At 70.8% G+C, this 14,646-nt stretch carries 15 protein-coding genes; 5 read left to right on the forward strand and 10 right to left on the reverse strand.

Annotated features, from left to right (window positions below):
• The first annotated feature begins 6 nt into the window (after positions 1–6).
• A complete protein-coding gene (locus ABZ906_RS31545; RefSeq protein ID WP_361388561.1) occupies positions 7–333 on the forward strand; it encodes a plasmid stabilization protein in 327 nt (108 codons plus the stop codon).
• A 246-nt stretch (positions 334–579) separates the two neighbouring features.
• On the opposite strand, the gene ABZ906_RS31550 is transcribed toward ABZ906_RS31545, so the two are convergent.
• From ABZ906_RS31550 to ABZ906_RS31560, 3 genes are all read right to left on the reverse strand, one after another.
• A complete protein-coding gene (locus ABZ906_RS31550) occupies positions 580–1,473 on the reverse strand; it encodes an SDR family oxidoreductase (RefSeq protein WP_361184462.1) in 894 nt (297 codons plus the stop codon).
• Positions 1,474–1,478: 5 nt separating this feature from the next.
• Positions 1,479–1,751: a DUF5133 domain-containing protein gene (locus ABZ906_RS31555; protein ID WP_361388564.1), complete on the reverse strand. Its 273-nt coding sequence runs from the start codon at positions 1,749–1,751 to the stop codon at positions 1,479–1,481.
• 100 nt (positions 1,752–1,851) lie between these two features.
• The gene (locus ABZ906_RS31560) at positions 1,852–2,004 is read right to left on the reverse strand and encodes a hypothetical protein (protein ID WP_361184456.1); all 153 of its coding nucleotides are present in this window, start codon (positions 2,002–2,004) and stop codon (positions 1,852–1,854) included.
• Positions 2,005–2,072: 68 nt separating this feature from the next.
• Between ABZ906_RS31560 and ABZ906_RS31565 the strand changes: the two genes are divergently transcribed.
• Positions 2,073–2,414 carry an EamA family transporter gene (locus ABZ906_RS31565; RefSeq protein WP_361388567.1) on the forward strand — a complete coding sequence of 114 codons (342 nt, stop codon included), beginning with the start codon at positions 2,073–2,075 and terminating at the stop codon, positions 2,412–2,414.
• On the opposite strand, the gene ABZ906_RS31570 is transcribed toward ABZ906_RS31565, so the two are convergent.
• Positions 2,346–3,194 carry an RNA polymerase sigma factor SigF gene (locus ABZ906_RS31570; protein WP_361388570.1) on the reverse strand — a complete coding sequence of 283 codons (849 nt, stop codon included), beginning with the start codon at positions 3,192–3,194 and terminating at the stop codon, positions 2,346–2,348. The two genes, ABZ906_RS31565 and ABZ906_RS31570, sit on opposite strands and share 69 nt — an antisense overlap.
• 305 nt (positions 3,195–3,499) lie before the next feature.
• Here ABZ906_RS31570 and ABZ906_RS31575 point away from each other — a divergent pair, with 305 nt between their 5' ends.
• Positions 3,500–4,666 (forward strand): PP2C family protein-serine/threonine phosphatase, encoded by a 1,167-nt coding sequence (locus ABZ906_RS31575; protein ID WP_361388573.1) that lies wholly within the window; start codon positions 3,500–3,502, stop codon positions 4,664–4,666.
• Positions 4,667–4,723: 57 nt separating this feature from the next.
• Here ABZ906_RS31575 and ABZ906_RS31580 read toward each other — a convergent pair whose 3' ends face one another.
• The 6 genes from ABZ906_RS31580 to ABZ906_RS31605 form a co-directional block, all read right to left on the reverse strand.
• A complete protein-coding gene (locus ABZ906_RS31580; protein ID WP_361184444.1) occupies positions 4,724–5,221 on the reverse strand; it encodes a MarR family transcriptional regulator in 498 nt (165 codons plus the stop codon).
• A gap of 774 nt (positions 5,222–5,995) precedes the next feature.
• Positions 5,996–6,934 carry a dihydrodipicolinate synthase family protein gene (locus ABZ906_RS31585; protein WP_361388576.1) on the reverse strand — a complete coding sequence of 313 codons (939 nt, stop codon included), beginning with the start codon at positions 6,932–6,934 and terminating at the stop codon, positions 5,996–5,998.
• Positions 6,931–7,938, reverse strand: a complete 1,008-nt coding sequence (locus ABZ906_RS31590) for an ABC transporter ATP-binding protein (RefSeq protein WP_361388579.1) — start codon at positions 7,936–7,938, stop codon at positions 6,931–6,933. Before ABZ906_RS31590 ends, ABZ906_RS31585 begins: the two co-directional genes overlap by 4 nt.
• Positions 7,935–9,902: a dipeptide/oligopeptide/nickel ABC transporter permease/ATP-binding protein gene (locus ABZ906_RS31595; protein WP_361388582.1), complete on the reverse strand. Its 1,968-nt coding sequence runs from the start codon at positions 9,900–9,902 to the stop codon at positions 7,935–7,937. The genes ABZ906_RS31590 and ABZ906_RS31595 overlap by 4 nt, the downstream gene beginning before the upstream one ends.
• A gap of 1 nt (position 9,903) precedes the next feature.
• Complete coding sequence (locus tag ABZ906_RS31600; RefSeq protein WP_361184434.1) at positions 9,904–10,854, reverse strand: ABC transporter permease; 951 nt, start codon at positions 10,852–10,854, stop codon at positions 9,904–9,906.
• A gap of 81 nt (positions 10,855–10,935) precedes the next feature.
• Positions 10,936–12,531 (reverse strand): ABC transporter substrate-binding protein, encoded by a 1,596-nt coding sequence (locus ABZ906_RS31605; protein WP_361388585.1) that lies wholly within the window; start codon positions 12,529–12,531, stop codon positions 10,936–10,938.
• A 197-nt stretch (positions 12,532–12,728) separates the two neighbouring features.
• Here ABZ906_RS31605 and ABZ906_RS31610 point away from each other — a divergent pair, with 197 nt between their 5' ends.
• Both ABZ906_RS31610 and ABZ906_RS31615 read left to right on the forward strand, forming a co-directional pair.
• Positions 12,729–13,466, forward strand: coding sequence for an FCD domain-containing protein (locus ABZ906_RS31610; RefSeq protein WP_361184429.1), 738 nt, complete (start codon positions 12,729–12,731; stop codon positions 13,464–13,466).
• Positions 13,467–13,639: 173 nt separating this feature from the next.
• Positions 13,640–14,638, forward strand: coding sequence for an acetylxylan esterase (locus ABZ906_RS31615; RefSeq protein WP_361388588.1), 999 nt, complete (start codon positions 13,640–13,642; stop codon positions 14,636–14,638).
• The last annotated feature ends 8 nt before the right edge of the window (positions 14,639–14,646 follow it).

The following is a 14,646-nucleotide window of genomic DNA, read 5'->3' on the forward strand; positions in this document are numbered from 1 at the left end:
CAGCACATGCCTGCCGGATCGAACAAGAAGCGTGAACGCCAGTACGAGCACATCAAGGAGAGCGTCGAGGACCGCGGGGGCTCGACCAAGCGCGCCAAGGAGATCGCCTCCCGGACGGTCAACAAGGAACGGGCCCGTTCGGGGGAGTCGAAGACGGCCAGCAAGACCTCCACGCGGGACAAGAAGTCGGCGTACGAGCGGGGCGGTGAGCGCTCGCACAGCGGCGCGCAGGGACCGACCAAGGACCAGCTGTACGCGGAGGCCAAGAAGAAGAACATCGACGGCCGCTCGTCCATGAACAAGCAGGAACTCAAGAAGGCTCTCGGCCGCTGATCTGTGGCTCGCATGTGGCTCGCATGTCGCTGAAGCGCCGCACAGGCTGATCCGGCGATTCACCCGATGGGGTGTGCATGCCGGGATACGGATGGGGCACCCGTGGCGCGGGGTGCGGAGCGAAGCGTCGGAACGGCTTCAGGCGCTTGGCTTCGTCGGCCGGCCGCATTGGGGTGCGGTCGGCCGACGCCTTCTCCGTGAGGCTGCTGTCAGGCCGCTGTCACGTCGCTCACGCCGCTCGCGTCGCTACGGCAGGGGAGTGCCGCCCGTGGCATTCATGATCTCGGCGGTGATGAAACTGGCGTGCCGTGACGCCAGGAACACGTACGCGGGCGCCATCTCGGCGGGCTGGGCAGGGCGCCCCATCGGCGCCTGCTTGCCGAACTCCGCGGTGTCCGGCAGCGTCGCCGGGATCAGGGGCGTCCATACGGGCCCCGGCGCCACGGCGTTGACCCGGATCCCGTCGTCCACCAGCATCTGGGCGAGCCCCTGCGTGAAGGTGACGATGGCCCCCTTGGTCATGGCGTAGTCGAGCAGATGAGGGCTCGGCTTATAGGCCTGCACCGACGTGGTGTTGATGATCGAGCCGCCCGCCGGGATGTGCGGCGCCGCCAGTTTGCAGAGCCAGAACATGGCGTACAGGTTGGTGCGCATGACGCGGTCGAACTGCTCGGTGGTGATGGCGCCGATCCCGTCCGGTTGGGACATCTGGTACGCGGCGTTGTTGACCAGGACGTCGATGCGCCCGAACTCGTTCACCGCGCGGCCCACCACCTCGCGGCACCGCTCCTCCTCGCGGATGTCGCAGGGGAAGGCGATCGCGGTGCGCCCCGCCTCTTCGACGAGGCGGACCGTCTCACGGGCGTCGTCCGCCTCTTCGGGCAGATGGGTGAAGAGCACGTCGGCGCCCTCACGGGCGTAGGCGAGCGCCACCGCGCGGCCGATCCCGGAGTCGCCGCCGGTCAGCACCGCCTTGGCGTCCTTCAGGAGGCCGCTGCCCCGGTAGGAGTCCTCGCCGTGGTCGGGCGGCGGGTCCATCGGGCCCGTCCACCCCGGATGGTCCTGGCTCTGGTCGGGGAAGTCCGGGCGGGGATGGGCGGTGGTCGGGTCCTGGGTGCTGCGGGCTTCGTTGTTGGCCACGCTCCTCACACTCCGTCGACTCCTCCGCGGCCGCCACTCGTGGCGAGGGCGTCGCCCGAAAGGAGCGAGTCGTCGGCGGGGCGGGCGCCGGGCAGCTGGTGGCTCGCGGCCACCAGGGCGGCGTCTATGTCGCTGGTGCCGGTGGCCAGGCACAGGCTGTAGGCGACGTCCTCGTACTCCTGACGGCTCTCGGGGCTTCCCTGGTCGGCCCGCAGGACGGCCAGGGCCTTGTAACGCTCCATCAGGTCGTCCAGGACCACGGGGTGGGCCAGCAGCATTGAGAATCCCTTCGGGTCGTGCGATGCGGCCATCGCTTCGCCCGAGTGCCCCTGGCGACGAAGATCAATCCGCGGTGAGACAACGCTCACGCCGGCTCGTTCAGGACTCCGCCAGCGGGTGGGTTTCCCGCAGCCGGGCGGCGGCCGGAGCGCCGAGGACGGCAAGGGCCGATGACACCCCGCACAGCCGCAGCGTGCCCCGGGCGCCCGACCCCTGGAGGGCCAACTCCGCGCGGGCCGCCTCCCACTGCACCCGCAGCGCGTCGGCCTCCCGCTGGGCCTGGCGGACCGCGGCACCGGGCTCCTCGCCCCCCGGTGCCGATGCTCGGCACCGCCCTCGCCGTGCTGTCGGCGGTCGTTCCCTACTCCCTGGAGCTGGCGGCCCTGCGGAGGCTGCCCGTACGGACGGTGTCCGTCCTGACCAGCCTGGAACCCGCGAGCGCGGGGCTCGTGGGCGTACTGGTCCTCGGCGAGGAGCTGGGCCTCGTGCGGTGGGTGGCGCCGGCATGCGTCGGCGCGGCGAGCGCCGGGGCCGTGGGCCCGCGCTCGCCGCGCCGGGGAGGTTGTTCCGGCAGACCGCCGGGGGAGCCGGGGTCAGGCCAGCATGCCGTGGCGCAGCTTGGTCAGGGTGCCGGTGAGAAGGCGCGAGATATGCATCTGTGAGACGCCCAGCTCGGCGCCGATCTGCGACTGTGTCATCTCCTGGCCGAAGCGCAGCTCGAGAATGCGGCGCTCCCGCTCGTCGAGCTCGTCGAGGAGCGGCGCCAGGGCATGCAGGTTCTCCACCGCCTCCATCGCCGGGTCCGGACCGCCCATCACATCGGCAAGGGTGCGCGTCGGCGCGGCCGCGCTCTCGCCGCCGTCGGTGGGCGACTCCAGGGAACCGGCGGTGTAACCGTTCGAGGCGACGAGACCGTCTATGACCTCGTCCTCGGTGATGGACAGATGATCGGCGAGCTCCTTGACGGTCGGCTCGTGGTCCAGACGGCCGGACAGCTCCTCCTTCGCCCTGGCGAGCTCCACGCGCAGCTCCTGGAGCCGTCGCGGAACGTGCACGGCCCAGGTGGTGTCCCGGAAGAACCGCTTGATCTCGCCGACGATGTACGGGATGGCAAAGGTGGCGAATTCGACCTCACGGCTGAGGTCGAACCGGTCGATGGCCTTGATCAGGCCGATCGTGCCGACCTGAACGATCTCTTCCATGTCGCCGTTGCCCCGGTTGCGGAAGCGGCGGGCCGCGAACTGCACGAGGGTCAGGTTCATCTCGATAAGGGTGTTACGTGCGTACTGATATTCGTGCGTGCCCTCTTCCAAGGTCTGGAGCCTGTCGAAGAACATCTTCGACAGGGCCCGGGCATCCTTGGGTGCCACCTTGTCCGTGTCCTCGATCCAAGGCAGTGCTTCCTCGGCGGTGCCGACTGCCTGTTCAGAGATCAGTGTCATGTCTCTACCTCCCCTGGTGGTTCATCGCTTCCTCGTACCGCCCCTGCCCCGGCATATGGCAGGCATGTGCGTTGACCCAAATTTTCTTGCTGCGGGGAAATAGTTGTCTCACTGCATCGTACGATGTGGGAGGTTGCCCGGCTTGAGCCAGGCATTCGCCCTTGCCTGACAGCTCCAGCCGCCGGTGTGACTACTCGAGCGCCTCGTGTTGGACTGGGTGCAGGCCCCCTACGCCGGAAAACGGCCGACCGGGGGCCGTCGGCCGGGCTCCAACTTCGGTGTGGCTTAACGAGAAGCAGGATCACGTGGACAGATTCGCTGCCGTCGGGCGGGCGCTGCGCAACGCGGCTCCCCATTTGCTGCTCGATGTCGTGACGGGGGCGTTGCGGGAACAGTACGAGGTCGAGCGGGTGGAACTGCGGCTCGCCGACTACGGCTTGACCACCCTTCAGAGGGTAGAGGACGTGCCGTTCACCACCGAACCGGTGTCGCTGCACGACAGCCCGCAGGGCCGGGCCTTCGGTTCCCAGGAGCCCTACGTCGAGCCGAAGGCCGTACAGGGCACGGCGACCGTGCACCTGCCCGTGACGGTCCGGGGAGACCGGATGGGCGTTCTCACCGTCACCCTCCCCGAGGAGCACTGCTCCCGCGCGCACCTCGCGGACATGCAGGGCATCTGCGAGGCCCTTGGCCACGAGATCCTGGTCGCCGAACGCGACACCGACCTGTACCTCCTCGCGCGCCGGGCCAACCGCCTGACACTCGCCGCCGAGATGCAGTGGCAGCTGCTGCCGGGGCGCTCGGTGTCGCGTCCCGAGTTCTCCCTCGGCGCCCAGCTGGAACCCGCGTACGCGATCTACGGCGACAACTTCGACTGGTCGGTCTCGGCCCACCACCTCACGCTCACCGTCACCAACGGCATGGGGCAGGGGATGGAAGCGGCGCTCCTCAGCAACCTCCTGGTGAACGCGCTGCGCAACGCCCGCCGCGCCGGACTCGACCTGCCCGGCCAGGCGAGCCTGGCCGACCAGGCCGTCTACGCGCAGTACCGCGGTGAGCTGCACGCCTCCGTCCTGCTGCTGCGCTTCGATCTCGCCACCGGCGAGGTGGAGGCCGTCGATGCCGGGTCCCCCCGTATGTGGAGGCTCCGGGGCCGGTCGGTCGAGTCCGTCGACTTCGACGCGCAGCTTCCCCTCGGGATGTTCGAGGAGACGGCCTACGTCGCCGAGCGCCTTCGGATCGAACCGGGCGACCGCCTCCTGATCGGCAGCGACGGGGTCTTCGACGCCGTCTCGGGGGCGGGGGAGCGGTACGGCGAGCGGGCCCTCGCCCGGTCCCTCTCCGCGCACCGCCTCCTTCCGGCCTCGCAGGTGCCGCAGGCGGTACTGCGCGATCTCGGGGAGTACCGGGGCGAGGTGCCGCTGGAGGACGACGCCCTGGTGGTCTGCCTCGACTGGTTCGGGCGGGTATGACGCGTCGGTGACGGGCCTGGCGGGGGAGGGTGGGACCGGCGCTCGGCGGCGGTCCCGCTAGCCCACCGAGCGCCAGGTTCTGGCGCTGTCGCCGTCCTGCCCGGACGCGGAGGCGACGTCACGAAAGGCTCTGAGCCCTTCGAGCAGCGCGCGCCGCGCCTTGGGCGGCATGGCGTCGATGGTGGCCATCAGAATGCCCTCGCGGCGCTTGCGCAGGTCGGTGAGGTAGGCCCGGCCGAGGCTGGTCAGGCGCAGCTCCAGCTCTCGTCTGCTGACCGGACTGGGCGTGCGCTCGATCAGGCCCGTGGCCTGCAGCCGGTCGCACAGGCGGCTCACCGATGGCGGCGCCGACTTCAGGGCCTCGGCGAGCATCCGCAGGTTGATGCCCTCCTCGCGGTCCAGTGCGTACAGGACGCGCAACTGGGACGGGGACACGGGTCCGGTCGGAACGGCCTCACGTCCCTGCTCCCACATGACCTCGAGCAGCTCGACGAACTCGGATCCCGCCTGGGCCGCATCCCGGGACCTGCGATCGGGTTCGGGACTCAGACCCATATCGATGACACTCCGATCGACGTCGTCTCTCTCGTACATCTTGCCACCGGGGCACGATCCACACACCGAGACCCGGTCGGCCGACAAGGACACGCGGGTCGCGGGGAGCGAAGACCGTGCTTACGACGTGCGGCAGCCCCGAGAACGCGAGGCGACCCCGCCGGACTTCTCTCCGCTGACGGGGCACGGTGCGACGAGAGCGCAGATGGTGCACGCAACACCGGATCGCATCTCGGCGCCGACGGTGGTGGCAGGAAGCATAGTGGAAACCGGTCCGGTCTTCGCCGACCGGTCGGGGATTCGAGACCGCCGGGAGCCCGCGGCGGGCGGGCCGCGCCCTCCCGGGCGGCGATCCCGCTCCGCCGGCGCGGGGCGCCCGGCATCAACAACGCGTCAAGACTGCCGGAGTGCGGCAGTGCGCCGGGACCGGCCCGCGAACCAGGATGGTCGTGGCAGGAACGGGGGGGCGAGGTTCCGGTGCCGGGCCGCGCGAGCGGGCTCCGGCACCGGGACCCGAGCCGCTGCGGGGGGCGAAGGGGGTGGCGGGGTGGGGGAATTTCTCCGCTCCGTGGCGTAATTCCCCGCCCTCCTCTTCAGCGCCGCGCTCCCGGTGGTCCCGGGCTTCTGGCTGCTCGTCGCACTCGGCGGCGCCGGTGCCGGCCTCTCTGCTGACGGTGGTGGGCTGGATCACCAGCCTGGCCGGATCGGACCTGATCGGGCGGGCCGCCCCGGCCGGACTCCCCGACGGACCGGCCCGGACGGCGCCCCGCGAGATCACCGGGTCCGGGACAGCCCCGCACGGTCCAGGCTGTGCGCGACAGCCGCTGTCTCGGCCGTGTCGAGGGACCGCATCGGAGGGCTCATGACCTGCGTGGTGATGATGCCGCGCAACATCAGGGCCGTCTTGAACGCGCCGAGTCCGGCGGCCGTCGCGGACGCCGTGCCGGGCCGGACGGCGCGCACGATGTCGAAGAGCGCCACCAGGCGGTCCTGCTCGGACTTCGCCGCGGCCCAGTCACCGCGTACGGCCGCCTCGTGCAGGCGCACATAGCCGTGCGGGTCGACGTTGGCGAGGCCGGGCACCGAGCCGTCGGCGCCGGCCAGCATCATCGCGTCGACGACCAGCTCATGGCCGGTGAGCACGGAGAACTCCGCCAGCTCTGTTGCCCCCAGGGCAAGACGGCGGAACGAGCCGTCGTCGCCGCTCGAGTCCTTCACCCCGGCGAGCACGCCGTCCGCGGCCAGCGGCAGCAGCAGCTCCGGGTCCAGCTTGCTGTGCACGCAGACCGGTACGTCGTACGCCAGGAGCGGCAGGTCGACCGCGGCGGCGATGTCCCGGAAGTGCCGGTCGATCTCCGAGGCGTGGGTGCGCGTGTAGAAGGGAGCGGTGGCCACGATCGCTGCGGCGCCGAGACCGGCCGCGGCGCGGGCCCGCTCGATCGCCCGGTTGGTGGTGGTCTCGATCGCTCCGACGAGGACGGGCACCTGGCCCGCCGACGCGGCCGTGATCACCTTGATGACCTCGTCCTGCTGCGCGGGCGTCAGATACGCGGTCTCGCCCGAGCTGCCCAGGGCGAAAAGCCCGCTGATGCCCGCGTCGAGGAGGTGGTCGACGACCCGCTCGAGGGAGGGCCGGTCGATCTCTCCGTCGGCGCCGAGCGGGGTGACGACGGGCGGGATCACACCGCAGTAGCGGGGGGTGCGGGCGGTCACGCGGTGCTCCTTGCGGACGGTACGGGGGCCGGGTCACCGGCGGGGGCGAGGGGTGTCTGCGGGTGGACGCAGTGCCAGCGGTGGTCCTGCGCGCCCGTGCTCCGGGCGGGGAAGGCGGTGGCGCAGGCGTCGTCGGCCTTCCAGCACCGGGTGCGGAAGGGACAGCCGGAGGGCGGGTTGGTGGCCGAGGGGACCGGTCCCGTCAGCACGATGCGCTCGGTCGCCTCAAGGAGCCCCGGGGTCGCCGAGAGCAGTGCCTCGGTGTACGGGTGGGCGGGGGAGCCCGCCACATCGGCGGCCCGGCCCTCCTCGACGACGCGGCCCAGATACAGCACGGCGATACGGTCGGCGAGATAGCGCACGGTCTGGATGTCGTGCGAGATGAACACCATGGCGAGGCCGAGGCGTTCGCGCAGGTCGACGAGGAGGTTGAGGACCTGGGCGCGTACGGAGACGTCGAGCGCGGAGGTCGGTTCGTCGGCGACGATCAGCTCCGGTTCGAGGGCGAGCGCGCGGGCGATGGCCACGCGCTGGCGCTGGCCGCCGGAGAGCTGTCCCGGCAGGGCGGCCAGGGTGTGGCCCGGCAGGCCGACCAGGTCGATGAGTTCCCTGACGCGGGCCTCCCGCTGCGTACGGGTGCCGCGCCGGTGCACGTCGAGCGGGTCGCGCAGGATCTGGCGGACGGTCAGTCGCGGGTTGAGCGCGGTGGACGGATCCTGGAAGACGACACCGACCGCCGAGCCGAAGTCGTCACGCCGCTGCGTCGCCGACATCTCCCACAGGTCGGTGCCGTGGAAGCTGACCCGGCCCTCGGTGGGTTTTTGGAGCCCGGTCAGGACGCGGGCGAGGGTGGATTTGCCGCAGCCCGACTCGCCGACCAGGCCGACGATCTCGCCGCGTCCGATCTCCAGTGTCGCGTCGGTGAGCGCGTGCACGGCGTCGCGCCGGAAGACGCCTCCGCTGCGTGCCTTGTGGCGTACGTGGACGCCGTCGAGCCTGATCACAGGGCGCTCCCTTCCAACTGTGCGGTCCGCGCCGGGTGGTGGCAGGCGAAGCCGTGGTCCTGCGCGGCGGTGCGGGCGGTGAGTGCGGGCGCGGTGGTGCGGCACAGTTCGTCGGCCGCGGCGCAGCGCGAGGCGAACCGGCAGCCCGCACCGAAGCCCTGCGGCGCGGGGACGACGCCGCGGATCTGGTGCAGCCGGTCGGCGCCGGCCTCCAGGGAGACCACCGAGCCGAGCAGACCGCGGCTGTAGTGGTGGGTGGGGTCGGTGAGCACGGAACGGGTGCCGCCGATCTCGGCGAGGCGGCCCGCGTACATCACGGCGACGCGGTGCGAGAGGTCGCCGACGAGGGCCAGGTCGTGCGAGACGAGGACCATCGCGAAGCCGAGTTCGTCGCGCAGCCGGACGAGGAGTTCGACGACCTGGGCCTGCACGGTGACGTCGAGGGCGGTGGTCGGCTCGTCCGCGATCAGCAGGCGCGGGTCGCGGGAGAGCGCCATGGCGATGAGGACGCGCTGGCGCTGGCCGCCGGAGAGCTCGTGGGGGTAGCTGCGCAGGGTGCGTTCGGGGGAGAGCCCGACGAGTTCCAGGAGCTCGGCCGGGCTCTTCGTGCCGCCGCGCGAGGTGAGTTGCTTCAGCTGGGTGCCGACGAGGACGGACGGATTGAGGGAGGACAGCGCGTCCTGGTAGACCATCGCGATCTCCGGGCCCATCAGGGCACGGCGTTCCTTGGGCGGGAGTGTGAGCAGGTCCCGGCCGCGGTAGCGGATCTCGCCGCTGACCTCGGCGTTGCGGGCGAGCAGGCCCATGACGGCGAGGCTGGTGATGGACTTGCCGCAGCCGGACTCGCCGACCAGGCCCAGGGTCTCGCCCTCGTGGACGGTGAAGTCCAGGGCGTCGACGACGGGGATGTTCCCGTAGCGGTCGGGGAAGCGGATCGCGAGGTCACGTACGACGAGGAGTTCGGCGTCGTCGTCGCGTACCGGCGTGATGGCGGGCTCGGTGGCGTGGATGCGGCGGGCGAGCTTGGCCAGGGCGGCGTCGATGTCCACGGGGGAGTGGGCCTCGACGGGCTCGGGGGCGTCGGCCGGCGCCGTATCGCCCGCGGTCCGTGCGTTCTTCGGTGCTGCGGAGGCGTCGGTCAGGCCCTCGGAGAGGATGTTCAGCGCGAGGACGGTGATCAGCAGGGCGAGGCCGGGGAAGAAGGTGGCCCACCAGCCGCCCGCGAGGAGGATCTGGCGCCCGTAGGCCAGGACGCTGCCCCAGCTGGGGTCGGGGTCCTGCACTCCGGCGCCGATGAAGGAGAGGCTGGCCTCGAAGATGATCGCCTCGGCGACCATGACGGTGGCGAACACCATGACCGGGGCCATGCAGTTGACGGCGACATGGCGCAGCACGATGTAGGCGCGCCGGGCGCCGATGACCTTCTCGGCAGCCACGTAGTCCTCGCCGTACTGGGAGAGGACGTTGGCGCGCACCACGCGGGCCAGGGACGGGGTGTAGACGAAGGCGATGGTGAAGATGATGACCGGGACGCTGGTGCCGAAGACCGCGACGAGCACGGCGGCCAGCGCGATCGGCGGGAAGGACATCACGACGTCGAGGGTGCGCATCACGGACTCGTCGCCCAGCTTGCGCGAGGTGGCGGCGAGCGCTCCGAGCAGCGCGCCGGCGACCAGGGCGACGGCGGTCGCGCCGAGCCCGATGAGCAGGGAGTAGCGCGAGCCGTGCACGACCCGGGCGAAGACGTCGCGTCCGGCCCGGTCGGTGCCGAACCAGTGGGCGCCGCTCGGGCCTTGGACCGGTGTGCCGGTGGCCAGCGGGTCCCGGGCGATCAGCGGGGCGAGAACGGCCGCGAGGATGACGGCGATCAGTACGCCGAGCGCGATGCGGGAGGTGAGCGGGAGGGCGCGGAACGCGATGCCGGGCCGGGAGAGCTTCTTGGCGAGGGTGCCGGTGGCGAACATGTCACACCGTCCTGATGCGCGGGTTGACCAGCAGATAGAGCAGGTCGACGATGACGTTGACCACCAGGAATGCGATGGCGATGGTCAGTACGGTGCCCTGGACCAGGGCGACATCGCCGCCGGTGACACCTTCGAGGATGAGCTTGCCCATGCCGGGCAGGTCGAAGATCGCTTCGATGACGACGGCGCCGCTGAGCAGGTAGCCGACCTTGACGCCGAGCACGGTGAGCGGCGTGACGAGGGCGTTGCGAAGCACCGAGCGGATCACGAGGAACACCGGCAGGCCGTTGCCGCGCGCGGTGCGGACGTAGTCCCGGTCGAGTTCGGCGACCATCGAGGTCCGCACGAGGCGGGCCAGCGAGGCCGCGACCGGCACGGCGAGCGAGAACGCGGGCAGCGCCATGCTGGTGAGCCACCCGCCGAACGAGTCGGCGGGGTTGGTGTATCCGCCGGTCGGGAAGATCCGCACGTTCAGCGCGAACTGCTGGATGAGCAGCACCCCGAGCCAGAACGAGGGGATGGCCACGCCCGCCATGGAGAACACCCGGAAGAGCTGGTCGGGCCAGCGGTCCCGGTACATCGCACCCAGGACACCGGAGACGACGGCGAGGACGACGGCGAGGAGCAGACCCAGGAAGGTCAGCTGGAGGGTGAGCGGGAAGGCGGTGCTGATCCGGTCGGCGACGGGCTGGCTCGGCGGGACCGTCACTCCGAGGTCGAAGCGGAGCAATTGGCCGAGGAAGTCGAAGTACCGCACGGGCAGCGGGTCATTGAGGCCATTGGCTTCGGCGAAGGCCGCGCGGGCCTCGGGACTCGCGCTCTCCCCGAGCGCGTTGAAGGCCGGGTCGGCCGGCGAGAACTGCAGCACCACGAAGACCAGCAGCGCGATGCCGAGGATCATCACCGGCATCATCGCGACGCGACGCAGCGCGAGCCGGAGAAAAGCAACCATCGTCGGGTTCCTTGCGGTCGGGCGGACGGGGCCGGGGCTCCTTGCGCGGGCCCCGGCCCGCTGAACACGGGCTCGGCGGCGTCAGGCGCGGCCGACGTCCAGGAAGGACAGACCGGTGGTGGGCAGCGGCGCGAAGCCCGGCAGCGCCTTGTCGGTCCAGGCCGTGGGCAGCTTGCGGTGCAGGATCGGGTAGAGCGCGGCCTCGTCGGCCACCAGGTCGGTGACCTCGCCCCACAGCTCCTTGCGCCGCTGTTCGCCCGCGGTGCTCGCGGCCTTGTCCAGGGTCTGCCTGACCTTCTTGTACGCGGCGGACTTGGCCCAGCCGTAGCGCTTCTCGGGCCAGAACCCGTAGTAGAACCAGCGCAGCAGGAGGTCGGCGTCGTTGCCGAAGACGGACGGGTCGCCGGGGGCCACCAGGACGTCGAAGTCACCCTTGTCGATCTTCGCGTACTGCGCCGGGGACTGGGCGATGCTGAGGGTGACCTTGACGCCGGCGGCCTCCCAGCTCTCCTTGAGCAGCGGGGCGATGTCCTTGACCCAGCCCGTGTCGGTGGTCAGGACGGTGAAGGAGAGGTTCTTGACCCCGGCCGCGGCGAGCAGCTTCTTCGCCTCGGCGGTGTCGTGGGTGTAGACGGTGGCGGCGCGGTGGTAGTCCGGGTGCGTGGCGGGGACGTATCCGGTGGCCGGTTCGGCGTTGCCGACCATCGCGGTCGAGATGATCTTCTTGGTGTCCAGGGCGTAGTGCAGGGCCTGGCGCACGCGCTTGTCGGCGAAGCGTTCGTCGGCGGTGTTGAACATCAGGAAGAGCAGGCCGAAGGACTGCACGGACTGCGTCTTCGCCGAGCCCGCCAGGCGCTTGACGTCGATATAGGGGACGTCCTCGATCGCCTGGACGCGGCCGGACTCCATGGCGCTGACGCGGGCCGAGGGGTCCGACATCAGGCGCCAGACCATCTTCTTGGCCTTGGCCGGGTGCTCGCCGTTGTACTTCTCGTACGCCTCGAAGACGATCTTGTCCTCGCGGACCGCCTCGACGAACTTGTAGGGACCGGAGCCGACCGGCTTGGCGTCGAACGCCTTGGGGTCCGGCTCGACGATCTTCTTCGGGACGACGCGGGCCACCGCGATGCGGGAGGGGAAGAGCGCGAAGGGGTGCTTGAGCTTGAACTCGACCGTACGGGCGTCCACCGCCTTCACCGTGTCGATGAAGGGCACGAACTGCGCCATCAGCGAGGCGTTCGCCGGATCCAGGATGCGTTCGAAGCTGAACACCACGTCCTCGGCGGTGACCGCCGAACCGTCGTGGAAGGTCGCCCCCTTGCGCAGGGTGGCCCGATAGGTGGTGGCGTTGATCTTCTTCGGCATCTCGGTGGCGAGCGCGGGCCGCGCCTGGAGCGTGGCCGGATCGAGGTCCACCAGGCCCTCGAAGATGTGCATGTTGGCCGCGTACGGCGTCGCACCCGAGGTGATCATCGGGTCGAAGCCGGTCGACAGCGGATAGGAGAGGCCGGCCTCGATCAGGCCGCTGCCGCTTGTCTCGTCCGCCCCGCCGTCGGTGTTCGACGAGGGCCCGCCGCAGGCGGAAAGACTCGTCGTGATGGCCGCCGCGGTACCGATGGCGGTGGTGTAGCGCAGGAAGGTGCGGCGTTCGACACCGGCTGATCTCAGCTCGGGCACGGGTCCTCCAGGGACGTCGACAAAGCTCGGTAAAGGGGGAACTCGGGGCGGGGAAACAGCCGAGGGAAACGCAGGATCACGAGGACCGTGCAACCTCAGGCATAAGACGTCAGATGTCTGATGCCTTGATAGCGTGGGAACGTAGCTTGACAATCGAAAGGGGTCAAGAGGTGGGGAGTTCACCCATGCCCGGCGCGATGCCAGCGTCCGGTGCGAAACCCGGACGGCAACTGCTGCGGCAGGAAGTCGTCGAGGGCATCAAGCGCTACATCCTGGAGGAGCGGCTGCGCCCCGGGGACCCGCTGCCCACCGAGCCGGCCCTGTGCGAGGCGCTGGGCGCGAGCCGCTCCAGCGTCCGCGAGGCCGTCAAGATCCTCAACGCCCTGGACATCGTCGAGGTCCGCCACGGCCACGGCACCTACGTCGGCAGGCTGAGCCTGTCGGCCCTGGTGGAGAGCCTGACCTTCCGCGGTCTGCTCTCGCCGGGCGACGACTTCCAGGTGCTCGCCGATCTCGTGGACGTGCGTGAGCTCGTCGAGCGCGGGATGGCCGACCGCATCGTCACGGCGCTCGACTCCGGTCAACTCGACACGCTGCAGAGCCTCGTGGCCGACATGCGCGAGCAGGGCGCGGGGGAGGGGCGCGGCTTCGTGGAGGCGGACCGGGCCTTTCACGCCCTGCTCGTTCAGCCGCTCGGCAATGAGCTCGTCGAGCAGCTCTCGATGGCCTTCTGGGACGTGTACGCGATCGTCGCGCCGCACCTGGACGGATTCACGCACGCCGACGAGGCCGAGACCATCACCGCGCACCAGAACATCGTGGACGCCGCGCGGGCCGGTGACGCCGCCGCCTTCATGCAGTCGCTGAGCGAGCACTACGCGCCGGTGCGGCGCCGGATCTCCGAGGCCCGCGCCCGCGACGCCGCACAGGCCTGACCTGGCCTTCCCTCCTCCTGATGACTCCGCCGGGGCGCCGCACCGGCGGAGCGGGGCCCTTGACGGCCGTCGCGGGCGCTGCCTAGGGTCCCGTCTGCCGCCAGGACATCAGACGTCTTCTGTCTGGTCGTCCGGTGTTCACCGTCCCGGTCCCATCCCAGGAGGGCACCTCCATGCCGCTGACGGACCTCTCGCTCGCGGACTGCCGCGCCTACCGGCCCGAACTGCCTCAGCCCCCCGACTTCGACGCCTTCTGGGCCCGCACCCTGGGTGAGGCCCCCGCGGCGGGCGGAAGTCCGCCGGACAAGCCCGTGTTCACCGCAGTCGACACCGGGCTCACGCAGCTCCGTACGTATGAGGCGACCGTGCCCGGCTTCGGTGGAGCGCCGGTCCGCGGCTGGCTGCAACTGCCGGTCGGAGCCGACGAACTGCTCGGCTGTGTCGTGGAGTTCGTCGGCTACGGCCGGGGCCGCGGGCTGCCCCACGAGCATCTGTTCTGGGCATCCGCCGGATACGCCCACCTGGTCATGGACACCCGCGGCCAGGGCTGGTCGGCCGCGGGCGGCGCCACCCCCGACACCGACGCCGGTGCGGCGGGCGCCGTGCCGGGCTTCCTCACCCGTGGCATCGAGAGCCCCGAAACGTACTACTACCGGCGGGTGTTCACCGACGCGGTGCGCTGCGTCGAGGCGATCCGCGAGCATCCCGAGATCGACGCGGACCGGATCGTCGTCACCGGGGTCAGCCAGGGCGGCGGCATCGCGCTGGCCGTGGCGGGGCTCGTGCCCGGGCTCGCGGGCGTGCTGCCCGACGTGCCCTTCCTCTGCAACATCCGGCGGGGCGCGGAGACGGCGGGGGTGCCCCCGTACACGGAGATCGCCGAGTATCTGCGGCTCCACCGTGACCGCACCGATGAGGTGTTCGCGACCCTGTCGTACTTCGACGCCGCCCTGTTCGCCGCTCGCGCCACCGCTCCCGCGCTGTTCTCGATCGCGATGATGGACGAGATCTGTCCGCCCTCCACCTGCTTCACCGCCTACAACCACTACGCGGGCCCCAAGGACGTGCGGGTCTACGCCTTCAACGGGCACGAGGGCGACGCGGCATTCCACCAGCGAGAGCAGCTGGCACGGGTGCGTTCCCTGCTCGCGGGACGGGCCGACCGCGCCTGACCGGCGCC

The sequence above is a fragment of the Streptomyces sp. NPDC046925 genome (assembly GCF_040644915.1).
Taxonomy (GTDB): domain Bacteria; phylum Actinomycetota; class Actinomycetes; order Streptomycetales; family Streptomycetaceae; genus Streptomyces.